Origin of the sequence: Mycobacterium sp. OAS707 (assembly GCF_014873705.1) — a bacterium.
GTDB lineage: Bacteria > Actinomycetota > Actinomycetes > Mycobacteriales > Mycobacteriaceae > Mycobacterium.
In genome coordinates, this window is sequence record NZ_JADBDS010000002.1 from 1,047,452 (window position 1) to 1,071,633 (window position 24,182).

The following is a 24,182-nucleotide window of genomic DNA, read 5'->3' on the forward strand; positions in this document are numbered from 1 at the left end:
CATTCGACCAGATGAACAGTAGCTGCATCCTAACATCGCGTGATCAAAAGATAGAATGTCAGGACAAAGTATTGACAGCGCCGCGTGACCCGGGGCACAGTCGTTACCGAGCAATCACCCCTTTCTTGGAAGGCTGACTTTGAGCACCGCACAGCCATTTGACGTCCTCGCCATCGGGCGCAGCGGCGTCGACATCTACCCCCTGCAGACCGGTGTTGGCCTCGAGGACGTCACGACGTTCGGCAAGTTTCTGGGCGGCAGCGCCGCCAATGTGACGGTGGCCGCGGCACGACTGGGCAACCGCGCCGCGCTGATCTCCGGCGTCGGCGACGATCCGTTCGGCACGTTCGTTCGCAACGAGTTGGCCCGGTTGGGCGTCGACAACCGCTATGTGGCAACCCACGGTGAGTACCCGACGCCCGTCACGTTCTGCGAGATCTTTCCGCCCGACAACTTTCCGCTGTACTTCTACCGCAAGCCGAGCGCGCCCGACCTGCAAGTTCGCGCCGACGAGATCGACGCCGAGGCGATTCGCGACGCCCGGTTGTACTGGTCGACGGTCACCGGTCTGTCCGAGGAGCCAAGCCGCAGCACACATTTCGCGGCGTGGGAAGTGCGTGCGCGTCGACCGTTCACCGTCCTGGACCTTGACTACCGGCCGATGTTCTGGGAGTCGCCCGCCGCGGCGACCGAACAGGTGCAGCGTGCGCTGCAGCTTGTGACGGTCGCGGTCGGCAACAGCGAGGAATGCGAGATCGCGGTCGGAGAGCGCAACCCGCACAAGGCCGCTGACGCGCTGCTCGATCTCGGCGTCGAGCTGGCGATCGTCAAGCAGGGCCCGCGCGGTGTGCTCGGCAAGACCCGGCATTCGCATGTGATGGTGGCGCCCAACGAAGTCGACGTCGTCAACGGCCTCGGCGCCGGTGATGCGTTCGGCGGCAGCCTGTGTCACGGTCTGCTGCACGGCTGGCCGCTGGAGAAGACGCTGCGCTACGCGAATGCCGCAGGGGCGATTGTCGCGTCGCGGCTGGAGTGCTCGACGGCTATGCCGACGGCTGCGGAGGTAGCCGAACTCGCCGAACAGGCTGCGGTGGAGGCCGTCAATGTCTAGCGCGCTTTGCAGCAGCTACGCGGAGGTCACCGAGGTGCGCGCGGGTGATCCCGGCGCGATCGACCGGGCATGGCAGAACCGCGTCACCCGGCCGACAGTGCGCGGCAACGGTCGACTGATGATCGTCGCCGCCGACCACCCCGCACGCGGTGCGCTCGCGGTGGGCTCCCGACCGACTGCGATGAACAGCCGCACCGATCTACTCGACCGGTTGCGGGCGGCGCTCGCCGATCCCGGTGTCGACGGTGTGCTCGCCACCGCCGATATCCTCGACGATCTGGTGTTGCTCGGCGCGCTCGAGGACAAGGTCGTGTTCTCGTCGATGAACCGCGGCGGCCTGGCCGGCGCAGCATTTGAACTCGATGACCGGATGACGGCGACCACGGCCGCCGCGACCGCCGCGATGCGGATGAACGGTGGAAAGATGCTGTGCCGCATCGATCTCGGCGATGCCGGCACCGTGGCCACTTTGGAGTCGTGCGCGCGGGCGGTCGACGAGCTTGCGTCGCACGGTTTGATCGCCATGGTCGAGCCGTTCATGTCATCACGCGTCGACGGCAAGGTTCGCAACGACCTGTCCCCCGACGCGGTGATCAAGTCGATCCACATCGGGCAGGGGCTCGGATCGACGTCGGCGTACACCTGGATGAAGCTGCCGGTGGTCGAGGAGATGGACCGGGTGATGGAGGCGACGACGCTGCCGACCCTGCTGCTCGGCGGTGATCCCGCCGACCCCGACGAGGCGTTCGCCAGTTGGGAGAAGGCACTCGCGCTGCCGTCGGTGCGCGGCCTGATCGTCGGCCGCACCCTGCTGTACCCGGCCGACGACGATGTCAGTTCCGCGGTCGCGACCGCCGTCTCGATGGTGAGGTGACATGCATAGCAAGTACTACATCCCGGCACGCAGCGCGACGTCCCCGTACACCGTCGACGTGACCCCCGAGTCGGCAGGCTGGACCGAGTCGAGCCTGCGCGTCGTCGAAATCGATTCCGACCTGACGCTCGAGACCGCCGACACCGAGGTGATGATCCTGCCGCTGTCCGGACAGGGCTCCGTGGCTGCCGACGGTGAGACGTTCGTATTGTCTTTGCGTACATCGGTTTTCGATGGTCCCGCCGACATGGTGTACCTCGGCATCGGTCAGACATTCACGCTGTCCGGTGAGGGCCGGTTTGCGATCTGCGGTGCGCGCGCTACCCGCCGACTGCCCAACCGCCGGGTGGCCGCCGCCGATGTGCCTGTCGAGCTTCGCGGCACCGGCAACTGCAGCCGCCAGGTGCACAACTTCGGCACCGCAGGCGTTTTCGAGGCCGATTCGTTGATCGCGTGCGAGGTGATCACCCCCGGCGGCAACTGGTCGAGTTATCCGGCGCACAAGCACGACGAGAACACGCCCGTCGAGTCGGCTCTGGAGGAGATCTACTACTTCGAGATCGATTCGGGGCCAGATGATTCCCGCGGCTTCGGCTATCACCGTGTGTACGGCACACCCGACCGCCCCATCGAGGTGCTCGAAGAGGTCCGCAGCGGCGACGTCGTCCTCGTCCCGCACGGCTACCACGGTCCCTCCGTCGCCGCGCCCGGCTACCACATGTACTACCTGAACGTGATGGCAGGCCCCGGCGAGGAACGGGCCTGGAAGATCGTCGACGACCCCGAACACGCCTGGCTGCGCGGCACCTGGGAAGACCAGGCCGTCGACCCCCGGCTGCCCCTGCGATCACGAGGAGTGTGACGTGGTCTCCAAAGCATCCGCATTCAAAACGCCACACAACGAGCCGACCGTCCGACTCACGGTCGCGCAGGCCACCATTCGGTTCCTCGCCAACCAGTACGTCGAGCGTGACGGCGAACGCAGCAAGTTCTTCGCAGGCTGCTTCGGCATCTTCGGCCACGGCAACGTAGCGGGCATCGGCCAGGCGCTGCTGCAGGCCGACCTGGACGCAAACGGTCCTTCGCTGCGATATGTGTTGGGCCGCAACGAACAAGCCATGGTGCACACCGCGGCGGCCTACGCACGACAGAAGGACCGGATGCAGGCGTGGGCGGTGACGGCCAGCATCGGGCCCGGTTCAACCAACATGTTGACGGGCGCGGCGCTCGCCACCATCAACCGGCTGCCGGTGCTGCTGTTGCCGTCTGACACGTTCGCAACGCGCGTGAGCGCACCTGTGCTGCAGGACCTCGAACAGCCGCATGACAACGAGCTGACGGTCAACGACGCGTTCAAGCCGCTGTCACGCTTCTTCGACCGGGTATGGCGCCCGGAGCAGTTGCCGTCGGCTCTGCTGGGTGCGATGCGCGTGCTCACCGACCCCGTCGAAACAGGCGCAGCGACCGTCGCCTTACCGCAGGATGTTCAGGCCGAGGCGTTCGACTGGCCGGAATCGCTGTTCGCCGAACGGACTTGGCACATTGCGCGGCCCGTCCCTGAGCGGTCGGTCATCGCGCGGGCGGCCAAGGTCATTCGATCCGCGCAGCGACCGTTGATCGTCGCGGGCGGTGGCGTGATCTACTCCGGCGCCAGCGGCGCGCTTGCGGCGTTCGTCGAGAAGACCGGGATCCCCGTGTCGGAGACGCAGGCAGGCAAGGGAGCGCTGCCGTATGACCATCCGCAGGAGGTCGGCGCGATCGGCTCGACAGGGACCACCGCCGCCAATGCGCTGGCCGCCGCGGCCGACGTGGTGATCGGGATCGGCACCCGCTACAGCGACTTCACCAGCGCCTCCCGTACCGCTTTCAACGATCCCGATGTGCGGTTCGTCAACATCAACGTGGCGTCGTTCGACGCGGTCAAACAGGGCGGCCTGTCGGTGGTCGCCGATGCGCGCGAAGCCCTGGAGGCTTTGTCGAGCGCGCTGGGCGATTACTCGACGACCGACGAATATCGGGCGCAGGCAGCAGAACTCGCACAGGAATGGGACCAGACCGTGTCGGCCGCCTATCGGGTGGAGGACGACGGCAGCGCGCTGAACCAGAGCCAGGTCATCGGGCTGACCAACACGTTGTCCGATCCGCGCGATGTGGTGGTGTGCGCGGCCGGTTCGATGCCGGGTGACCTACACAAGCTCTGGCGCACCCGCGAACGCAAGGGCTACCACGTCGAATACGGCTACTCCTGCATGGGTTACGAGATCGCAGGCGGCATCGGCATCCGGATGGCCGCCCCCGACCGCGACGTGTTCGTCATGGTCGGTGACGGCTCGTATCTGATGATGGCCACCGAACTCGTCACCGCGGTGCAAGAGGGTGTCAAGGTCATCGTGGTGCTGGTGCAGAACCACGGCTTCGCGTCGATCGGTTCGTTGTCGGAGTCGTTGGGCTCGCAGCGGTTCGGCACCGCCTACCGCTATCGCAGCAGCGACGGTCGCCTCGAAGGGGACAAGCTGCCCGTTGATCTAGCCGCCAACGCCGCCAGCCTCGGGGCCGAGGTGATCCGCGTGACGACGGCCGCCGAGTTCACCGATGCGGTCAAGGTGGCCAAGGCCAGTGAGCACACCACCGTCATTCATGTCGAGACCGATCCGCTGGTGTATGCGCCTGACAGCCAATCGTGGTGGGACGTTCCGGTGAGCCAGGTTTCGGCATTGGAGTCCACGAATACGGCGTATGAGACCTACGCCGAATGGAAGAAGGTTCAGCGACCGTTGATCAGGCCATCGGAATGAGCACCATTCTCGTCGGCTCAGCACCCGACTCGTGGGGCGTGTGGTTCCCCGACGATCCCAAGCAGACGCCGTATGCCCGCTTCCTCGACGAGGTGGCTGCGGCCGGTTATCAGTGGATCGAGTTGGGGCCGTACGGTTATCTGCCCACCGACTCGCAGAGGCTGTCCGACGAACTCGCGGCGCGCAACCTGAAGCTCTCGGCGGGAACGGTTTTCGAGCATCTGCACCAGGACAATTCCTGGGATGCCGTGTGGAAGCAGATCGAGGACGTCGCAAAGCTGACCGCCGCTGTCGGCGGCAAGCATGTCGTGGTCATCCCCGAGATGTGGCGTGACCCGGCCACCGGCGAGGTTCTCGAGGACCGAAACCTCACCGCTGAGCAGTGGCGCAAGAAGACCGGCGGCATGAACGAACTCGGCAAGGCGATGTTCGAACGCTACGGCGTGCGAGCGCAATACCACCCGCACGCCGACAGCCACGTCGACACCGAGGAGAATGTCTACCGCTTCCTGGACGGCACGGATTCCGATTTCGTCAACCTCTGCCTGGACACCGGCCACATCAGCTACTGCGGCGGCGACAATCTGGCGATCATCAACCGGGCGCCCGAGCGCATCGGCTACCTGCATCTCAAGCAGGTCGATCCGGAGGTGCGGGCCAAGGTCGAGGCGGAGGATCTGCCGTTCGGTGAGGCCGTCAGGCTCGGCGCGATGACCGAACCGCCACGCGGAATCCCGGAGATGCCGCCGTTGCTCGACGCCGTCGAGAAACTCGGCATCGACGTCTTCGCGATCGTCGAGCAGGACATGTACCCGTGCGAACCCGATCAGCCGCTGCCGATCGCTACACGCACCCGCAGTTACCTCGGGTCGTGTGGCGTCCCGTCGGTGAAGTTCTAGGAGTTCGAAAGACCATGTCAGATTTGCGTATTGCCGTGCTCGGCGTCGGCATGATGGGTGCCGACCACGTCACCCGCATCACGAGCAAGATCAGCGGCGCTCGGGTCGCCGTCATCAACGACTACCTGCGGGAGAAGGCCGCGGAAGTCGCGGCTTCCGTTCCCGACTCGAGGGTGGCCACCGATCCGTTCGACGCGATCAACGCCGACGACGTAGACGCCGTGGTGCTCGCGACACCGGGGCCCACGCACGAGAAGCAACTGCTGGCCTGCCTCGAACAGGGCAAGCCGGTGCTGTGCGAGAAACCGTTGACCACGGACTCGGCCTCGTCGCTGGAGGTGGCGCGGCGGGAGGCTGCATTGGGCAAGCCGCTGATTCAAGTGGGCTTCATGCGTCGTTTCGATCCCGAGTACCAGCACCTGAAGATGCTGATCGACGGCGGCGAACTCGGCCAGCCGTTGGTGATGCACTGTGTGCACCGAAACCCCACGGTGCCAACGAGTTTCGACTCCGCGATGATCGTGCGGGACTCACTGGTGCATGAGGTCGACGTGACGCGGTTCCTGCTCGGCGAGGAGATCGCGTCGGTGCAGATCATCAGGCCGATGCCGAATCGCGGTGCACCGCGCGGACTGCAGGACCCGCAGATCGCGATCTTCCGCACGGTCAGCGGCAGGCACGTCGACGTCGAGGTGTTCGTCACCACGGGCGTCGCCTACGAGGTACGCACCGAGGTCGTCGGCGAACTCGGCAGCGCCACAATCGGTTTGGACGTCGGGCTGGTGCGCAAGTCGGCCCCGGGACTCTGGGGCGGACGCATCACGCCGGGCTTCAGGGAGAGGTTCGGGACCGCCTATGACATCGAGGTGCAGCGGTGGGTCGACGCCGTGCGGTCCGGTGTCAACGTCGACGGACCGACGGCGTGGGACGGCTACGCCGCGGCAGCGGTCTGCGAGGCCGGTGTCCGCTCGCTGGAGACCGGCGAAGCCGTCGACGTCGACCTTGCGGAACGAGTGAGCGTTTGATGAAGGTCGCGCTGGATCCCACCCCGTTCCACCACGATTTTGAGCTGCTCGAATTGCCGCGCGTGGTGGCGGAATTGGGTTACGAGTATCTGCAGCTGACCCCGCACCGGGATTTCATCCCGTTCTTCAACCATCCGCGCGCCGACGACGAGCTGGTCACCCGGTTCCGCAAGGCATGCGCGGACGCGGGCGTCGGCATCGCGTCGGTGTTGCCGGTGCTGCGCTGGTCGGGACCCGACGAGGATGCCCGTGAAGCCGCGGTGCGCAACTGGAAGCGCGTCATCCAGATCACCGTCGACCTCGGCGTCAACGTGATCAACACCGAGTTCTCCGGGCGGCCTGAACAGGCCGAGGAGTCCGAGCGGGCGTTCTTCCGTTCGATGGAGGAGCTGCTGCCGATCTTCGAGCGTGAGGGCATCGACGTCCGAATCGACCCGCACCCAGACGATTTCGTCGAGGATGGGCTCGAGGCGTTGCGCATCATCCGTGGCCTGAACTCGCCGAACGTCGGTTTCGTTTTCGTCGCCTGCCACGCCTTCCACATGGGCGGCAACATGACGGAGATCATCCGTACGGCGGGCGATAGGCTGCGTCTGGTGCATGTCGCGGACACGATGGACCACCGTCGCAGCCACGGCCTTCGCTACATCACCAACCCGCCGGGCAACCCGGCACGAGTGCACCAGCACCTCAAGATCGGCGACGGCGACGTCGACTGGGACGAGTTCTTCGGCGGCCTGGCCGAGATCGAGTTCTACGACCGCTCCGACACCGTCATGGTGTCATCGGTTTTCGCCGAGAACGAAAACGCCAACGAGGTGTCGCGCTACCAACTCGCCACCATGTCCGAATACGTATCCAAATACCGCAAATAGGAACAGCACATGACACAGACAATCCCCCACTGGATCAACAACAAGCCCTATGCGGGCGACGCAGACAACAGCCAGCCCGTGACGAATCCGGCGACCGGCGCGGTGACCGGGCACGTGGCGCTGGCCACCGTCGAGGATGCGCGCGCCGTGATCGATGCGGCCGCCGCGGCGTTCCCCGCGTGGCGCGACACCTCGCTGGCCAAGCGCACTCAAGTGCTGTTCAAGTTCAGGGAGCTGCTCAACGAGCGCAAGGGTGAGCTGGCCGAGATCATCACCAGCGAGCACGGCAAGGTCGTCTCCGATGCACTCGGTGAGGTGTCGCGCGGCCAGGAGGTCGTCGAATTCGCCTGCGGGATACCGCATCTGCTCAAGGGCGGGTTCACCGAGAACGCCTCGACCAAGGTCGACGTCTACTCCATCCGCCAACCGCTGGGTCCGGTCGGCATCATCAGCCCGTTCAACTTCCCGGCCATGGTGCCGATGTGGTTCTTCCCCATCGCTATCGCCGCAGGCAACACCGTCGTGCTCAAGCCGTCGGAAAAGGATCCGTCGGCGTCGCTGTGGCTGGCCAACCTGTGGGCCGAAGCTGGGCTCCCCCCAGGGGTTTTCAACGTGTTACAAGGTGATAAGACCGCCGTCGACGAACTGCTGACCAACCCCAAGATCAAATCCGTTTCGTTCGTCGGCTCGACCCCGATCGCGCAGTACGTCTACCAAACCGGCACCGCGCACGGAAAGCGCGTCCAGGCCTTGGGCGGGGCAAAGAACCACGCGGTGATCCTGCCCGACGCCGATCTGGATCTGGCCGCAGACGCGATGGTCAACGCCGGCTTCGGCTCGGCTGGGGAACGCTGCATGGCCATCAGCGCGTGTGTGGCTGTCGGCCCGATCGCCGACGATCTGGTCGCCAAGATCGCCGAGCGTGCCCGCGTTATCAAGACCGGCGACGGCACCGGAGACGCCGACATGGGCCCACTGGTCACCAGCGCGCACCGCGACAAGGTCGCCTCCTACATCGACGCCGGCGAGGCCGACGGCGCCAAGATCGTCGTCGACGGCCGCACGGTGAAGGCCGACGGCGGGCCCGAGGGATTCTGGCTGGGCCCCACCCTGATCGACCACGTCACCCCCGAGATGAGCGTCTACACCGACGAGATCTTCGGGCCCGTGCTCTCGGTGCTGCGCGTCGAGACCTATGACGAAGCCCTCGATCTCGTGAACTCGAACCCATACGGCAACGGCACCGCGATCTTCACCAACGACGGCGGCGCGGCCCGACGCTTCCAAAACGAGGTCGAGGTCGGCATGGTCGGCATCAACGTGCCGATCCCAGTGCCGATGGCCTATTACAGCTTCGGCGGCTGGAAGGCTTCGCTGTTCGGCGACACCCACGCCCACGGCATGGACGGAGTCCAATTCTTCACCCGCGGCAAAGCCATCACGAGCCGCTGGCTCGACCCCAGCCACGGCGGCATCGAACTCGGCTTCCCGCAGAACAAGTAGCCCCAACTACCGCGTGGGCCCACACGTGAGTAGGCGAGCGTGCGTGTCTGCACCGCAACACACCGCGAAACCCGTACGTTTTGCGCACCTTCGGCCGCGATGAGCGTGCGCGAAATGCACACAAATGGCGGCGTGTCTGCGTACAGACACGCACGCTCGGCGTATGAGGATCGCCGAGTGTGGGGTATGCGGGTTTACCAGTGCCCGCGCTGACGGGCACCACCCCACACTCGGCGACGTCTGCTCAGAGGATGTAGAGCATCTCCTGATAGGTCGGCAGCGGCCAAAGATCGTCGGCCACAACGCCTTCCAGAGTGTCGGCCGCGGCACGGACCGCATCCATCGCAGGCAGCAACGCGTCGCGCGCATGCAGCGCTTCGTCGTAGGCGCTCTCAGCGTGATGGTCGGCGAGCGCCTTCTTCAGATCGGCCAGCGCACTGGTCAATGCGGTGAGCGGTTCGGACACCGCCTCCAACAGCGCCAGGCTCGGCGTGACACCGGCCTTCTTCAATGCGGCCACGTTCTGCGCCAGTTCCGTCTGATAGCGCAGCGCAGCGGGAAGCACGACCGTCGAGCCGATCTCGAAGGTCAGCTTGGCTTCCACCCCGATGGTCAGCGCGTACTGCTCCAGCCGAACCTCATAGCGGCTGTGCAGTTCTCGCTCGTTGAACACACCGTACTTGTCGAACAGCTCGACGGACTCGGGTGCAATCAACGACGGCAGCGCGTCTGGCGTGGTCTTGAAGTTCGGCAGGCCGCGCTCGGCCGCCTCGATCTGCCAGTTCTCCGAGTAGCCGTCGCCGTTGAAGACGACCGCCCCGTGTTCGGTGATGATGTCGGTGAGCAGTTTTTGCACCGACTTGTCGAAGTCCTCGCCGTCTTCGACCGCCTTCTCCAAAATCGTTGCGATGTAGTCGAACGAGTCGGCCATGATCGTGTTGAGGATGATCATCGGCACCGCGACGGTCTGGCCAGATCCCGGGGCGCGGAACTCGAACCTGTTGCCGGTGAACGCAAATGGGCTCGTGCGGTTGCGGTCGCCCGGATCGGTCGGCAGCGGCGGCAGGGTGTCGACGCCGATGATCATCGTGCCCTTGCCCTTGGACGACGTGGCCGCGCCCTTGGCGATCTGCTCGAACACGTCGGCCAACTGATCGCCGAGGAAGATCGAAATGATCGCGGGCGGGGCCTCGTTGGCACCGAGCCGGTGGTCGTTCGTCGCCGATGCCACCGAGATGCGAAGCAGCGGTGCGTATTTGTGCACGGCCCGGATGACCGCCGCACAGAACACCAGGAACTGAGCATTCTCATGCGGTGTGTCCCCCGGCACCAGCAGGCTGCCGAGTTCCGCATTACCTACCGAGAAGTTGACGTGCTTGCCCGAACCGTTGACACCCGCAAACGGCTTCTCGTGGAACAGACATTCCATGCCGTGCTTCTTGGCGATGGTCTTGAACGTCGTCATCAGCAGTTGCTGGTGGTCGGAGGCCAGGTTGGCGCGCTCGAACATCGGTGCCACCTCGAACTGGCCGGGTGCCACCTCGTTGTGCCGAGTCTTGGCTGGAATGCCGAGCTTGAACAGCTCCCGCTCGGTGTCCATCATGAAGCCCAGGACCCGTTCGGGTACCGCACCGAAGTAGTGGTCGTCGAATTCCTGGCCCTTGGGCGGCTTGGCCCCGAACAGGGTGCGACCGGCGTTGATGAGGTCCGGTCGCGCAAGGAAGAAGTGGCGGTCGACGAGGAAGTACTCCTGCTCAGGACCGCAGAACGACACCACCTTCTCGAGTTGCTCATGGCCGAACAGCTTCAGGATGCGCTCGGCGTGCGTACCCATGGCTTGCTGGCTGCGCAGCAGCGGCGTCTTGTAATCCAGGGCCTCGCCGGTCATCGACACGAACACCGTCGGAATGCACAGCGTGTTGCCGTTCGGGTTCTCCAAGATGTAGGCCGGGCTGGTGACGTCCCAGCCCGTGTAGCCACGCGCCTCGAACGTGCTGCGCAAGCCACCCGATGGGAAACTCGACGCGTCGGGCTCACCCTGGATCAGGGTTTTGCCGGCGAACTCGGCGAGCGTCTGGCCGTCGGACACCGGTTCCAGGAAGCTGTCGTGCTTCTCGGCCGTCAGCCCGGTCATCGGGTAGAAGACGTGGGCGTAGTGCGTGGCGCCGCGCTCCAGCGCCCAGTCCTTCATCGCCGCGGCCACCGCGTCGGCGACCGCCGGGTCGAGTTTCGCGCCCTTCTCGATGGTCGCAACCACGGATTTGTAGACCGACTTAGGCAACCGCACCTGCATCTCAGCCTTGGTGAAGACATTCGACCCGAAGATCGATCCGGGCGCCTCGCCCGGGTCGAAGCTGATCGCAGGAGGGACATGCGCCTCGACGTCGTTGATCGCCTGCAGGCGCACCGCATTTCCGCTCAATTCAGTTCCTATCACCCCAGATGCCCGGCATCTGATTTGCTCGACGTTGACCGGCCAACCCTAGGGACCGTCGATGGCAAACTTGTTACGTCGGCGTCAACGCGGCGTGTCCCCCGTCGGCGGGCCCACGCGGGAGAATGGGGCAATGCGACGACTGACTGCAGGCATGGTCGGTGGCGGCCCGGGCGCGATGATCGGCGCCGCGCACCGCCACGCCATGTGGCTGGACAACCAATACGACCTTGCCGCAGGCATTTTCGGGCGCGACACAGCCGCTTCGGCTGAGTTTGCCACCACCCTGGGCGTTGAGCGCGTCTACGACGACTACCAGGACATGGCCCGCACGGAGTCCGGGCGAATGGACGTCGCCGCGGTCGTCACGCCCAATGACAGCCACTTCGACATCGCCAAGGCTTTCCTCGAGGCGGGTATCGCCGTCGTCTGCGAGAAGCCGCTCACCAACGACTCGGCGTCTGCGGCCGAGCTGGTGGCAATCGCGAAAGCCAACAACGCGATTCTCGCTGTGCCCCATATCTATTCGGCCTACCCGATGGTTCGGCATGCCGCGCGGATGGTGCGCAACGGCGACCTCGGCCGCATTCGCTTCGTCGCCGCAGAACACGCATCGGGCTGGGCGTCGGCAGATGTCCAACAGTGGCGGATGGATCCGAAAATGGGCGGCGTCGCCACCGCTGTGGCCGACGTCGGCACCCACGCGTTTCACTTGCTGCGCTACATCACCGGACTCGAGGCCACGCGCGTCTCGGCCGAACTCAGCACACTGGTGCCGAAGAGGCCCGTGTTCGACAACGCGACGATGCGGCTGACGCTGTCCAACGGCGCGCCCGCGACCGTGTGGGCGACGATGGCGGCCACCGGTCACGAACATGGCCTGCGGATCCGGGTTTTCGGCGACGACGCGAGCCTGGAGTGGCGTCACGAAGATCCGCAGCACTTGATCGTCCGTGATCTGGCGGGCGGCGCGACGATCCTGGCGCACGGCATGAGCACGCTTTCGCCTGACGCCACCCGCCTGACCCGCGTCGGGCTGGGCCACCCCGAGGGCTTTCTGGAGGCATTCGCCAACTTCTATCTCGACCTCGCGGACCTGTTGCGGGGGCGCGACGCACCCGACTTGTCCATCCCCACCGGGGTCGACGGTCTGATCGGCGTCCAACTGGTCGAAGCCGCGATCGCCTCTCACCAACACGACGGCACCTGGGTGGATTTTCCGGAAAGCGGGTAGCCCGGGCTAAAGGCCGACCGGCGCCACAGCGCTTTTCGAACGTCCTAGGCTGGTTTCATGCGGTTGGGTAAACGACGCGACATCACCCATGACTTCGACGCGGACTACGACGAGCATGCGGTGGTTGTGACCGGGCCGGAGCATGAGGCGGCCGGCGTCAAGGCCGTCATGGTGTCGCTGCAGCGCGGACTGAAATCGATGGGCGCGGCGCGCACCGCTGCGGCGCTGGCCCGGCTGAACCAACGGCACGGCTTCGACTGCCCCGGATGCGCATGGCCGGAGGAACACGGTGGCCGCAAATTCGCGGAGTTCTGTGAAAACGGCGCCAAGGCCGTCGCCGAAGAGGCCACCAAGCGCGTCGTCGCCCCGGAGTTCTTCGCCAGACACTCGATCGCCGATCTCGACTCCCGGCCCGAATACTGGTTGTCCCAGCAGGGCCGCCTCACACATCCGATGGTGCTGCGCCCCGGTGACGACCACTACCGCCCGATCGAATGGGACGAGGCGTACCGGTTGATCGCCGACGAGCTTCGTGCGCTGGCCCATCCGGACGAGGCCGTGTTCTACACGTCGGGCCGCACCAGTAATGAAGCGGCGTTCCTGTACCAGTTGTTGGTCCGCAGTTTCGGCACGAACAATCTGCCCGATTGCAGCAACATGTGCCACGAGTCGTCCGGGCACGCGCTCATCGAGGCCATCGGGATCGGCAAGGGCTCGGTCACCGTCGACGACGTCACCAAGGCCGACCTGATCGTGATCTGCGGACAGAACCCTGGCACCAACCATCCGCGGATGCTGTCGACCTTGGAGAAGGCCAAGGCCAACGGCGCGAAGGTCATCGCCGTCAACCCGCTGCCCGAAGCAGGGTTGATCAGGTTCAAGGACCCGCAGAAGGTGCACGGTGTGGTCGGCAACGGAATCCCGATCGCCGACGAGTTCGTGCAGATCCGCATCGGCGGAGACATGGCCTTGTTCGCGGGTATCGGCCGGTTGATGCTGGAAGCCGAGGACAAGGCGCCTGGCAGCGTGCTCGACCGCGACTTCATCGACAAGTACTGCGCGAACTTCGACGAGTACGAGATGCAGACCCGCGCCGTCGACATCGACACGGTGTTGGAGGCCACCGGCATCGATCGGGCCCAGCTGGACCGCGTCGCCGAGATGTTGATGGCTTCCGAACGCACCGTCGCGTGTTGGGCAATGGGGCTGACGCAGCACCGGCACGCCGTGCCGATGATCTCGGAAGTCACGAACGTCTTGTTGATGCGCGGCATGATCGGCAAGCCCGGTGCGGGACTGTGTCCGGTCCGCGGCCACTCCAACGTTCAGGGCGATCGCACGATGGGCATCTGGGAGAAGATGCCCGAGGAGTTCCTCGCCGCCCTTGACGACCGGTTCGGCATCGTCAGTCCGCGTGAGCACGGCCTTGACACAGTCGGCGCGATCCGCGCGATGCGCGACGGGCACGCGAAGGTGTTCATGGGCATGGGTGGCAACTTCGCGATGGCCACACCGGATACCGCGGTCACCGAGGCGGCGCTGCGCAATTGCGCACTGACCGTGCAGGTGTCGACGAAGCTGAACCGCAGCCACGTCGTGCATGGCCGCACGGCGTTGATTCTGCCTTCGCTGGGCCGGACCGACCGAGATATCCAAAATGGCACCAAACAGCAAGTGTCGGTTGAGGATTCGATGTCGATGGTGCATCTGTCGCGGGGCAGCCTGCACCCGCCAAGCGATCAGGTGCGCAGCGAAGTGGCCATCGTCTGCCAACTGGCTCGCGAACTGCTCGGGCCGCAGCACCCAGTGCCGTGGGAACAGTTCGCAGGCGATTACGATGCCATCCGCGACGCCATCGCGGTCGTCGTGCCGGGCTGCGAGGACTACAACCGCAAGGTTCGCCAGCCCGACGGCTTCCAGCTGCCGCATGGACCGCGGGATTCGCGCGAGTTTCCAACCAGCACAGGCAAAGCCAACTTCGCGGCCAACCCGCTGCAGTGGGTGCCCGTGCCCGAAGGGCGGCTGGTGTTGCAGACCATGCGCAGCCACGATCAGTACAACACCACCATTTACGGTCTCGACGACCGGTACCGCGGCGTCAAGGGTGGTCGTCGCGTGGTATTCGTCAATCCCGCCGACATAAGGAGATTCGGGCTCGCCGAGGGTGAACGTGTCGACCTGGTCTCGGAGTTCACCGACGGTGAGAACAATCTGCAGGAGCGGCGCGCCAAGGACTTCAAGGTGGTGTCCTACTCGACGCCGGTCGGCAACGCCGCGGCGTATTACCCGGAGACCAATGCCCTGGTGGCGCTGGATCATGTTGCGGAGAAGTCGAATACCCCGGTGTCCAAGGCGGTCGTGATTCGGCTAGAGCGCTCGGCCGGCGTGAAGTCGGACGATCGGGTGGTCACCTAGTGGGACGGGTGACGGCCAGGCGCCGGGTCCAACACGTGACCGCCGAAAGCGCGGTGGCGCGGCCCGACACGCTGGTGGTCGAGGAGCCTCTGGAGATCCGCGTCAACGGCAAACCGATCACCGTCACGATGCGCACACCTGGGTCGGATATCGAACTGGCGCAAGGCTTTCTGCTCACCGAAGGGGTGATCGCCAACCGCGACGACGTGTTGACCGTGCGGTACTGCAAGGGCGCCACCGATGAAGGGGTCAACACCTACAACGTGCTCGATGTGACGCTGGCGCCCGGCGTCGACATGCCGGATGTCGACGTCACCCGCAACTTCTACACCACGTCGTCCTGCGGAGTGTGCGGCAAGGCGTCGCTGGACGCGGTGCGGCTCATCAGCAGGCACTGCCCCGGCGACGACCCGTCGACGGTGGCCACCGAAACACTCTCGGCCATGCCGGACAAGCTGCGCGATGCGCAGAAGGTGTTCGCCAGCACCGGCGGTCTGCACGGTGCAGCCCTGTTCGACACCGACGGCACCATGCTGGCCGTGCGCGAAGACATCGGCAGGCACAACGCCGTCGACAAGGTCATCGGCTGGGCGCTGGAGGCCGGCCGCATCCCGCTGACCGCAACCGTGCTGCTGGTCAGCGGGCGCGCATCGTTCGAACTCACCCAAAAGGCCGTGATGGCAGGCATTCCCGTACTGGCCGCGGTGTCTGCGCCGTCATCGCTGGCGGTGGACCTGGCCAGCCAGTCCGGGCTGACGCTGGTGGCGTTCCTGCGGGGCGATTCGATGAACGTCTACACCCGCCCCGATCGGATCACGCCGTCCTCGCCTCGAACGGGTCGGCCGTGACGATCGTGCGGCTGATGGCGTCGGTGACGGCATGTGCCGCCTCCTGCAGCAACATGTGACCTGCCATGGGAAGGTGCTCGTGTTCGGCGCCAGCGATGGCGTCGGCCATGTCGTGTGAGTGTGACGGTGGGGTCAGGACGTCGGCTCCCCCACTGAGGATGATCGTCTGGGCGCGAACCGAACCCAGCGTGGCGGTTTGGTCGTAGGCCCGCAGGCTGGGCAGGAACCCGACCGCAGCGTCGAGGGAAGTCGTGGCGGCCAGGGCATTGGCGAACAGCGCGGCAAGTGTCGAGCGCGCATGGCTGCCGACCTGGAGCGCCAACGTCGCGCACACGGGCTTGGTCAGCAGCCGGATGGCGCGCTGCGGCGCGAAGGCGGCGAGCCCGCACAACACGTCCGCTGCGGGACTGGCCAGCAGCCGGGCGATGCCGCGCTCGGCGAGTCGGCCCGCGGCCGTCGCGACAAGGACCAGTCCGTGCGGCTCGACGGGGCGATCGGCGGGAGGCCTGCCGAGATAGGCGAGTGCGACCATCCCGCCCATCGAGTGGCCCGCCAGGGTGACTCGGCCACGCACGCCGAGGGCCGTCAAGACGTCGGCGAGGTCGTCGGCAAGCTGCGCGACGGTGTAGGTGCGCTTCGGCGCGGAATCCGACCCGCCGTGGCCGCGGTGGTCATAGCTGATGATTCGGATGCGCTCGCCCCACTGCCGAGTCAGGTGGCGGATCTGGCCGGCCCACGATCCCCTCTCCAGGCATAGGCCGTGCAGCAACACCACGGTTGACTCGGCGTCACGTGGGCCCTGGTCTCGCACTGCCAACCGCACGCCGTCGCGGACGGTGACGGTCAGTTCGGTGTGCACGCGGCTACGCAACGAAGCGCTTGGTGCGCCGGGTGCGAAGGTTGCGGTAGCCATGACGAAATGGTCAGGGATGCGGTAGGTACTCCGTAATCGTCGCGACGCCAGATTCCGCAGGCGAACGGAGAGGGTTTTCTATCCGTCAGGTAAGCCGGCGCGTCCCTGCCTGCAATCTCCACCCGATCTCCACACAACCTCCAAGCCCGGGTGTCCGTCGTTGGCAAGCATCGAAGCCATGCCGGAAATCCTCATCGCAGCGCTGTCGCCGGTCGGCCACATCGCCCCGCTACTGAACGTCGCGCAGGGTCTGGTCGACCGCGGCGACCGCGTCACCGTCCTCAGTTCCGCCGAGCACGCCGGCAAGATTCGCGCTGTCGGCGCGACACCACACCCGATACCGGCCGAAGCCGACTTCGACCTGACCCGCCTCGACATCGACCTGCCCGGCCGCACGGGGACCACCGGCATCAAGCGGGTCAACTTCGACATCGTCCGACTGTTCGTGCAGCCGATGCCGCATCAGACCAAGGTGCTGTCCGAGTTGATGGCCCGCACTCGGTTCGACGCGATCATCGTCGACGCCGGCTTCTTCGGGATCCTGCCGTTTCTGCTCGGCGACCGCGCGGCCCGGCCGCCGGTGCTGGCGTACGCGACGACGCCGCTGATGATCACGAGCCGCGACACCGCACCGAGCGGCATGGGCCTGCCGCCGTCGTCGAGTGCGCTGGGCCGGCTACGCAACCGCGCGTTGACCGTGCTGTCGCAGAAGCTTCTGCTACGGCAATCGCAGCAGGCCGCCAACTACCTGCTGGACCACCTGAACAGCCGGCCGCTGCCGACGTTCATTCTCGACTCCGGCCTGCTCGCCGACCGCTACATCGCGCCGACGGTTCCGGAGTTCGACTATCCGCGCAGCGATCTGCCCGCCCACGTGCGCTACGTCGGGGCGGTGTACCCGCCGCCGTCGAACGGATTCCGGCTGCCGGCGTGGTGGGCCGAACTCGACGGTGACCGGCCCGTCGTGCATGTCACCCAGGGCACGATCGACAACGCCGACCTGGGCCGGCTCCTCGAGCCGACGATCGAGGCGCTCGGCGGCGAGGACGTCATCGTCGTGGCGACCACAGGTGGCCGCGACATATCGCAGGTGAAGGTCAGGCTACCGTCGAATACCTTTGTCGCCGAATACATTCCGCATGACCTGCTGTTGCCGAAGGTCGACGTGATGGTCACCAACGGCGGCTACGGCGCGGTGCAACGCGCACTGTCGATGGGAGTGCCGCTCGTCGTCGCGGGCAACACCGAGGACAAGCCGGAGGTCGCTGCGCGAGTGGCGTGGACCGGGGCGGGCATCAATCTGCGCACCGGTACGCCGACGCCGGGGGCGGTGCGCGCGGCCGTCCGTGCCGTGCTCAACGACGACCGCTATCTGAGCGCGGCCCGCAGGCTCGAGGTGGCGTTCGCACGGCGCGACGGTGTCGCCGAGATTGCCGCACTCGTGGACGAGGTGATCGGCGAACACCGGACGGCGGTGCACCGATGAGCGACCGACGCTTGTTGTGATTACGAGAAAGTCGCGTAGTCGCCTACTCGTGTGCATCGCCGCCGCGCGGAGAAGTCTTGAGCCATGGTTACCGAGCTGCAGTTCGTCGCGGTCGCGGCCTTCTTGATGTGGGGCCTGGCGGCCTCACTGTGCGGGCTGCTCAAACAAGACGTCGACGACACACAGCTGGTGCAGCGCGAGGGTGAGTCGGGCGCGCAGCGCTGAGGGCCTAGGCGGACTTGTCCCGGCGCTCGGCACGCGACGGCTTGCGCGGCACGATCGTCGGCAACACGTTGTCCTGCACGGTCTCCTTGGTGACGACCACCTTGGCGACGTCGTCGCGGCTCGGGATGTCGTACATCACCGGCAGCAGGACCTCTTCCATGATGGCGCGAAGCCCGCGGGCACCGGTGCCGCGGTGGATGGCCTGATCGGCGATCGCGTCGAGGGCGTCCTCGGTGAACTCCAACTCGACGCCGTCCATCTCGAACAGCCGGACGTACTGCTTGACCAATGCGTTCTTCGGCTCGGAGAGGATCTTCACCAACGACTCTTTGTCCAGGTTCGTCACCGACGCCACCACCGGCAAGCGGCCGATGAACTCGGGGATCAGCCCGAACTTGATCAGGTCCTCGGGCATGACCTCGGCGAAGTGGTCCTGGGTGTCGATCTCGGCCTTGGAATGCACCTCGGCGCCGAAGCCGAGGCCCCGCTTGCCGACGCGGTCGGAGACGATCTTCTCCAGCCCGGCGAACGCACCCGCGACGATGAACAGCACGTTGGTGGTGTCGATCTGGATGAACTCCTGATGCGGATGCTTGCGGCCGCCCTGCGGAGGCACCGAGGCCTGCGTCCCCTCCAGGATCTTCAGCAAGGCCTGCTGGACGCCCTCACCGGAGACGTCACGAGTGATCGACGGGTTCTCGCTCTTGCGGGCGATCTTGTCGACCTCGTCGATGTAGATGATGCCGGTCTCGGCGCGCTTGACGTCGTAGTCGGCGGCCTGAATCAGCTTGAGCAGAATGTTCTCGACATCCTCGCCGACGTAGCCGGCTTCGGTCAGCGCGGTGGCATCCGCGATCGCGAACGGGACGTTGAGCATCTTGGCGAGCGTCTGCGCGAGGTAGGTCTTGCCGCAGCCGGTGGGGCCGAGCATCAGAATGTTTGACTTTGCAAGCTCGACCGGCTCGGCGCGGGAATCGCGCATCTTTTCCTGTGCCTGCACGCGCTTGTAATGGTTGTAGACGGCGACGGCCAGCGTCCGTTTCGCGGTGTCCTGCCCGATGACATAGCCCTCGAGGAAATCACGGATTTCCGCGGGCTTGGGCAGCTCGTCAAGCTTGACGTCGTCGGCGTCAGCCAGTTCCTCTTCGATGATTTCGTTGCAAAGGTCTATACATTCATCGCAGATATAGACGCCTGGGCCCGCAATGAGTTTCTTGACCTGCTTTTGACTCTTCCCGCAGAACGAGCACTTCAGCAGGTCACCGCCGTCTCCAATGCGTGCCATGGTGGTGGGGTCCTACTTTCCTCGCAGTCGTAATGAAACGTGTTTACGAGTCACTGTCGGGTGTTGGTCCCGACGCTACCCGTATGTTCCGGCGCGGTGCGACCGATAAAGCCGAATCGCGTCGTTGGTATTTATCTGTGTTGCAGAACATATCGCCTGACTCGCCGTCTAACCCCTCGGAACCCGCCACTGTGTCCCTGGCGTGTCGCCGCCGTTATGAGACCGAGAGGCCGCCCCCGTAGTGGCCGTAGAGTTTGCGATGTGGTGTTCGCTGCGCCCCACGATACCGTGCTGATCGCAGATGGCGGGCTGGCAACCGAATTGGAGGCCCGCGGCCACGACCTGTCCGACGACCTGTGGTCGGCCCGGATGCTCGTGGACGCCCCGGTGGAGATTGTGGCCGTGCACTGCGCGTTCTTCCGCGCGGGAGCCTCGATCGCGACGACCGCGAGCTACCAGGCGTCGTTCGACGGGTTCGCGCAACGCGGAATTTCGCGAACCGAGGCCGAGCGCCTGATGCGGCGCAGCGTCCGGCTTGCCCGGGAGGCACGCGACGAGGTCGGCGGCGACGTTTGGGTGGCCGCGTCGGTCGGGCCGTATGGCGCGGCGCTGGCCCACGGCGAAGAGTACGTCGGGCGCTATGGGCTCACGGTTTCGCAACTGGCGAACTGGCATCGACCGCGGCTGGAGATCCTCGCCGACGCCGGCGCCGACGTGCTGGCGCTGGAGACGGTGCCCGATGTCGACGAGGCCGAGGCCTTGGTTGCGTTGGTTCACGAACTGGAGGTCGCTGCGTGGCTGTCGTACACGATCGCGGGGACGACGACGCGCGCCGGGCAGCCTCTTGCCGAGGCCTTCGCGGTGGTCGCCGACATGCCGGAAATCGTTGCGGTTGGGGTGAATTGCTGCCACCCCGACGACGTAGAGGGCGCGGTGCGGGTCGCTCGCGAGGTGACCGGCAAGCCCGTCGTCGTCTACCCCAACAGCGGGGAACAGTGGGACGGCGAGCGGCGCACGTGGACCGGGCATGGCCGGTGGTCCGCGGACCTCGCGCCGCGCTGGGCGGCCGCAGGGGCACGCATCATCGGCGGGTGCTGCCGGGTGCGCCCCGACGACATCGCGGCGGTCGCGTCGACTCTGCGCTGAGGGCGAGGCGCTCTCGCGCTTCTGCGCCGTAGACGCAGAGTCAACGGCGAAAGCTAGGCCGTCTGGGCCGAGAGCTTGCGGTACTCGAGGACCGTGTCGATCACGCCGTACTCCTTGGCCTCCTCGGCCGTCAGGATCTTGTCGCGATCGGTGTCCCGCCGGATCTGGTCGGCGTCCTTGCCGGTGTGATGCGCCAGCGTCGTTTCCATCAGCGTGCGCATCCGCTCGATCTCCTTGGCCTGGATCTCCAGATCGGAGAACTGGCCCTGGATGACGCCGGACAGCGCGGGCTGGTGAATGAGCACGCGGGCGTTGGGGAGCGCCATGCGCTTACCCGGCGTGCCCGCGGCGAGCAGCACCGCGGCGGCCGAGGCGGCCTGGCCGAGGCAGACGGTCTGGATGTCGGCCCGCACGTACTGCATGGTGTCGTAGATGGCCATCAGGCTGGTGAACGAACCACCGGGCGAGTTGATGTACATCGTGATGTCGCGGTCGGGATCCAGGGACTCGAGCACCAGCAGCTGGGCCATGATGTCGTTGGCCGACGCATCGTCCACCTGCACGCCGAGGAAGATGATGCGTTCCTCGAACAGCTTGTTGTACGGGTTGGACTCCTTGACGCCGAAGCTCGAGTGCTCGATGAACGACGGCAGGATGTAGCGGCCCTGCGGTTGCAGGCGGGGGTCCGTGTGATCGGTCATTTGTCTAGTCCTGCGGTCGGGCCGGAGCCGTTGAGGCTGGCGCTGGTGATGATGTGGTCGACGAACCCGTACTCGAGGGCTTCCTGCGCGGTGAACCAGCGGTCGCGATCGGAGTCGGCCTCGATGCGCTCGATGGACTGGCCGGTGAATTCCGCGTTGAGGCGGAACATCTCCTTCTTGATGACCGCGAACTGCTCGGCCTGGATCGCGATGTCGGCCGCGCCACCGGTGATGCCGCCGAGCGGCTGGTGCATCAGGATGCGGGCGTGCGGCAGCGCGTACCGCTTGCCCTTGGTGCCCGCCGCGAGCAGGAACTCGCCCATCGACGCGGCCATACCCATCGCGTAGGTGGCGACGTCACAGGGTGCGAGCACCATCGTGTCGTAGATCGCCATGCCGGCGCTGATCGATCCGCCTGGCGAGTTGATGTAGAGGTGGATGTCCTTGGTGGGGTCCTCTGCGGACAGCAACAGGATCTGCGCGCACAGCCGATTGGCGATGTCGTCGTCGACCTGAGAGCCAAGGAAGATGATGCGCTCGGACAGCAGCCGTTCATACACCGAGTCGACAAGGTTGAGGCCCTGCCCGGCGCCACGCATGTCAGTCACGACTGGATACCTGCTTTCTCTTCAAGTCTTGGTGCACTCGACACTAACCAACCCGAGCGGCCGTGCACTCCCCAGACAGCGCCCGTTCGCTCACAGCGTCACTTGGCGTCGGCGGAAACCTCGTCCGAATCGGTCTCCTCGGCGGCCTCATCGGCAGGCTGCTCGGCCTGTTCACCCGACGGGCCGAAGAACTCCGTGGTGTCGATCACGTTGCCGTCGGTGTCGGTGACGGTGGCGCCGTGCACGACCGCAGCGACGGTCAGGCCACGGCGCACGTCGGCGAACATCGCGGGCAGCTGGTTGTTCTGCTGCAGGAACTGCAGGAGCTGCTGCGGCTCCATGCCGTACTGCCGCGACATCAGCACGAGGCGCTCGGTCAGGTCGTTCTGACCGACCTGGATGTCGAGCTTGTCGGCGATGGCGTCCATCAACAGCTGGGTCTTGACGGCCTTCTCCGCGTTGCGGCGGTTGTCCTTGTCGAACTCCTCGCGGCTGCTGCCCTGCTCCTTGAGAGCCTCCTCGAACTTGGACTCGTCGTGTTCGAGGCCGTGGATCGCGTTGTGCAGGGTGTCGTCGACCTGGGCCTGCACGATGTTCTCCGGCAGCGGAACCTCGGTCTGCTCGAGCAGCACCTCGAGCGCCTTGTCGCGGATCTGCTCGGCCTGCTGGACGCGCTTGACCCGCTGCACCTGTTCGATGAGGCTGGCCTTCAGCTCGTCGATAGTGTCGAATTCGCTTGCCAGCTGGGCGAATTCGTCGTCGGGTTCGGGCAGCTCGCGCTCCTTGACCGACTTGACGGTGACGGTCACCTGCGCCTCTTTACCGAGGTGCTCGCCGGCGGCAAGGGTGGTGGTGAAGACGCGGCTCTCCCCCTCCTTGAGGCCGACGATCGCGTCGTCGAGACCCTCGATCAGCTGACCGGAACCGATCTCGTGCGAGAGCCCTTCGGTCTTCGCCTCGGGTACGTCCTCGCCGTCGACGGTGGCCGACAGGTCGATCGAGACGAAGTCGCCGGTCTCGGCGGCGCGCTCGACGCCCTTGAGCGTGCCGAAGCGGGCGCGCAGATTCTGCAGTTCGGTATCGACCTCTTCGTCGGTGACCTCGATGGGGTCGACGGTGATCTTCAGACCCTCGAGTTCCGGAATCTCGATCTCGGGGCGGACGTCGACCTCAGCGGTGAACGTCAGGTCCTGGCCGTACTCCTGGTTGGTGATGTCGATCTCGGGCTGGCCGAGCGGGCGCACGTCGGAGGTGGTCACCGCCTCGGAGTAGCGCGCGGGCACCGCCTCGCCGATGACCTGGTTGAACATCTCCTGCTTGTCGACGCGCGCCTCGAGCAGCTTCACCGGCACCTTGCCCGGCCGGAAGCCCGGCATGCGCACCTGCTTGGCCATCTGCTTGAAGGCGGTGTCGATGTCTGGCTGCAACTCGGTGAAGGGCACCTCCACGTTGATGCGAACCCGGGTCGGGCTCAACTTCTCGACGGTGCTCTTCACGCTCTTGCTCCTCATGTCTGTAGTGGTGAACGTCCGGAGTCGGGGTGACAGGATTTGAACCTGCGGCCTTCCGCTCCCAAAGCGGATGCGCTACCAAGCTGCGCTACACCCCGCGCCCATTGGCCAGTCCGAAACGCAGACCTGACCACGCGAGATACTACGTGCTGGACACGCAAAGGTTTTAATTGGATTTGATTCGGGCGGCGCTAGTACAGTCTGCTGGTGCTGCACACGCGGGCGTAGCTCAATGGTAGAGCCCTAGTCTTCCAAACTAGCTACGCGGGTTCGATTCCCGTCGCCCGCTCCAAC

The 24,182-nt window shown here is 65.6% G+C and carries 20 protein-coding genes and 2 tRNA genes; 15 read left to right on the plus strand and 7 right to left on the minus strand.

Annotation, left to right across the window (positions count from 1 at the left end; translation table 11 throughout):
* Positions 1-139 precede the first annotated feature (139 nt).
* From iolC to GGC64_RS15910, 8 genes are read left to right on the plus strand one after another with little or no spacing between them, the layout of a single operon-like run.
* Positions 140-1,111 carry a 5-dehydro-2-deoxygluconokinase gene (gene iolC, locus GGC64_RS15875; RefSeq protein ID WP_192723442.1) on the plus strand — a complete coding sequence of 324 codons (972 nt, stop codon included), beginning with the start codon at positions 140-142 and terminating at the stop codon, positions 1,109-1,111.
* Positions 1,104-1,985 carry an aldolase gene (locus GGC64_RS15880; protein ID WP_192723443.1) on the plus strand — a complete coding sequence of 294 codons (882 nt, stop codon included), beginning with the start codon at positions 1,104-1,106 and terminating at the stop codon, positions 1,983-1,985. Before iolC ends, GGC64_RS15880 begins: the two co-directional genes overlap by 8 nt.
* Before the next feature lies 1 nt (position 1,986).
* Positions 1,987-2,847 (plus strand): 5-deoxy-glucuronate isomerase, encoded by an 861-nt coding sequence (gene iolB / locus GGC64_RS15885; RefSeq protein ID WP_192723444.1) that lies wholly within the window; start codon positions 1,987-1,989, stop codon positions 2,845-2,847.
* Between the two features lies 1 nt (position 2,848).
* Positions 2,849-4,780, plus strand: a complete 1,932-nt coding sequence (gene iolD / locus GGC64_RS15890; protein WP_192723445.1) for a 3D-(3,5/4)-trihydroxycyclohexane-1,2-dione acylhydrolase (decyclizing) — start codon at positions 2,849-2,851, stop codon at positions 4,778-4,780.
* A complete protein-coding gene (locus GGC64_RS15895) occupies positions 4,777-5,679 on the plus strand; it encodes a sugar phosphate isomerase/epimerase (RefSeq protein WP_192723446.1) in 903 nt (300 codons plus the stop codon). The genes iolD and GGC64_RS15895 overlap by 4 nt, the downstream gene beginning before the upstream one ends.
* 14 nt (positions 5,680-5,693) lie before the next feature.
* Positions 5,694-6,704, plus strand: a complete 1,011-nt coding sequence (locus tag GGC64_RS15900) for a Gfo/Idh/MocA family protein (protein WP_192723447.1) — start codon at positions 5,694-5,696, stop codon at positions 6,702-6,704.
* Complete coding sequence (locus GGC64_RS15905; RefSeq protein ID WP_192723448.1) at positions 6,704-7,579, plus strand: sugar phosphate isomerase/epimerase family protein; 876 nt, start codon at positions 6,704-6,706, stop codon at positions 7,577-7,579. Before GGC64_RS15900 ends, GGC64_RS15905 begins: the two co-directional genes overlap by 1 nt.
* Before the next feature lie 9 nt (positions 7,580-7,588).
* On the plus strand, positions 7,589-9,082 hold the full coding sequence (locus GGC64_RS15910) for a CoA-acylating methylmalonate-semialdehyde dehydrogenase (protein ID WP_192723449.1): 1,494 nt from the start codon (positions 7,589-7,591) through the stop codon (positions 9,080-9,082).
* Between the two features lie 244 nt (positions 9,083-9,326).
* Here GGC64_RS15910 and GGC64_RS15915 read toward each other — a convergent pair whose 3' ends face one another.
* Entirely contained in the window at positions 9,327-11,504 is a 2,178-nt protein-coding gene (locus tag GGC64_RS15915) for a glutamine synthetase III (protein WP_192723450.1), read from the minus strand.
* Between the two features lie 145 nt (positions 11,505-11,649).
* On the opposite strand from GGC64_RS15915, the gene GGC64_RS15920 reads away from it, so the two are divergent.
* From GGC64_RS15920 to fdhD, 3 genes are read left to right on the plus strand one after another with little or no spacing between them, the layout of a single operon-like run.
* On the plus strand, positions 11,650-12,750 hold the full coding sequence (locus tag GGC64_RS15920; RefSeq protein ID WP_192723451.1) for a Gfo/Idh/MocA family protein: 1,101 nt from the start codon (positions 11,650-11,652) through the stop codon (positions 12,748-12,750).
* A gap of 57 nt (positions 12,751-12,807) precedes the next feature.
* Positions 12,808-15,165, plus strand: coding sequence for an FdhF/YdeP family oxidoreductase (locus GGC64_RS15925; protein ID WP_192723452.1), 2,358 nt, complete (start codon positions 12,808-12,810; stop codon positions 15,163-15,165).
* Positions 15,165-16,013, plus strand: coding sequence for a formate dehydrogenase accessory sulfurtransferase FdhD (fdhD, locus tag GGC64_RS15930; RefSeq protein WP_192723453.1), 849 nt, complete (start codon positions 15,165-15,167; stop codon positions 16,011-16,013). The genes GGC64_RS15925 and fdhD overlap by 1 nt, the downstream gene beginning before the upstream one ends.
* Here the strand turns inward: fdhD and GGC64_RS15935 are convergent.
* Positions 15,979-16,926 carry an alpha/beta fold hydrolase gene (locus GGC64_RS15935; protein ID WP_192723454.1) on the minus strand — a complete coding sequence of 316 codons (948 nt, stop codon included), beginning with the start codon at positions 16,924-16,926 and terminating at the stop codon, positions 15,979-15,981. The genes fdhD and GGC64_RS15935 overlap by 35 nt on opposite strands.
* Before the next feature lie 178 nt (positions 16,927-17,104).
* On the opposite strand from GGC64_RS15935, the gene GGC64_RS15940 reads away from it, so the two are divergent.
* Together GGC64_RS15940 and GGC64_RS15945 are read left to right on the plus strand one after the other, a co-directional pair.
* Positions 17,105-18,412 carry a nucleotide disphospho-sugar-binding domain-containing protein gene (locus GGC64_RS15940; RefSeq protein WP_192723455.1) on the plus strand — a complete coding sequence of 436 codons (1,308 nt, stop codon included), beginning with the start codon at positions 17,105-17,107 and terminating at the stop codon, positions 18,410-18,412.
* An 84-nt stretch (positions 18,413-18,496) separates the two neighbouring features.
* Positions 18,497-18,637 (plus strand): hypothetical protein, encoded by a 141-nt coding sequence (locus GGC64_RS15945; RefSeq protein WP_192723456.1) that lies wholly within the window; start codon positions 18,497-18,499, stop codon positions 18,635-18,637.
* Positions 18,638-18,641: 4 nt separating this feature from the next.
* Here the strand turns inward: GGC64_RS15945 and clpX are convergent, their stop codons facing one another.
* Complete coding sequence (gene clpX, locus GGC64_RS15950; RefSeq protein ID WP_015308086.1) at positions 18,642-19,922, minus strand: ATP-dependent Clp protease ATP-binding subunit ClpX; 1,281 nt, start codon at positions 19,920-19,922, stop codon at positions 18,642-18,644.
* A gap of 261 nt (positions 19,923-20,183) precedes the next feature.
* On the opposite strand from clpX, the gene mmuM reads away from it, so the two are divergent.
* Positions 20,184-21,068, plus strand: coding sequence for a homocysteine S-methyltransferase (mmuM, locus tag GGC64_RS15955; protein ID WP_370582130.1), 885 nt, complete (start codon positions 20,184-20,186; stop codon positions 21,066-21,068).
* A 53-nt stretch (positions 21,069-21,121) separates the two neighbouring features.
* Here the strand turns inward: mmuM and clpP2 are convergent, their stop codons facing one another.
* The 4 genes from clpP2 to GGC64_RS15975 all read right to left on the minus strand — a co-directional run bounded on the left by clpP2 (position 21,122) and on the right by GGC64_RS15975 (position 23,986).
* Positions 21,122-21,769, minus strand: coding sequence for an ATP-dependent CLP protease proteolytic subunit ClpP2 (clpP2, locus tag GGC64_RS15960; RefSeq protein WP_192723458.1), 648 nt, complete (start codon positions 21,767-21,769; stop codon positions 21,122-21,124).
* Positions 21,766-22,368, minus strand: coding sequence for an ATP-dependent Clp protease proteolytic subunit (locus GGC64_RS15965; protein ID WP_192723909.1), 603 nt, complete (start codon positions 22,366-22,368; stop codon positions 21,766-21,768). The genes clpP2 and GGC64_RS15965 overlap by 4 nt, the downstream gene beginning before the upstream one ends.
* A gap of 107 nt (positions 22,369-22,475) precedes the next feature.
* Positions 22,476-23,873: a trigger factor gene (tig, locus tag GGC64_RS15970; protein ID WP_192723459.1), complete on the minus strand. Its 1,398-nt coding sequence runs from the start codon at positions 23,871-23,873 to the stop codon at positions 22,476-22,478.
* 39 nt (positions 23,874-23,912) lie between these two features.
* A tRNA-Pro gene (locus GGC64_RS15975) sits at positions 23,913-23,986 on the minus strand.
* A gap of 120 nt (positions 23,987-24,106) precedes the next feature.
* Between GGC64_RS15975 and GGC64_RS15980 the strand changes: the two genes are divergently transcribed.
* A tRNA-Gly gene (locus GGC64_RS15980) sits at positions 24,107-24,180 on the plus strand.
* The last annotated feature ends 2 nt before the right edge of the window (positions 24,181-24,182 follow it).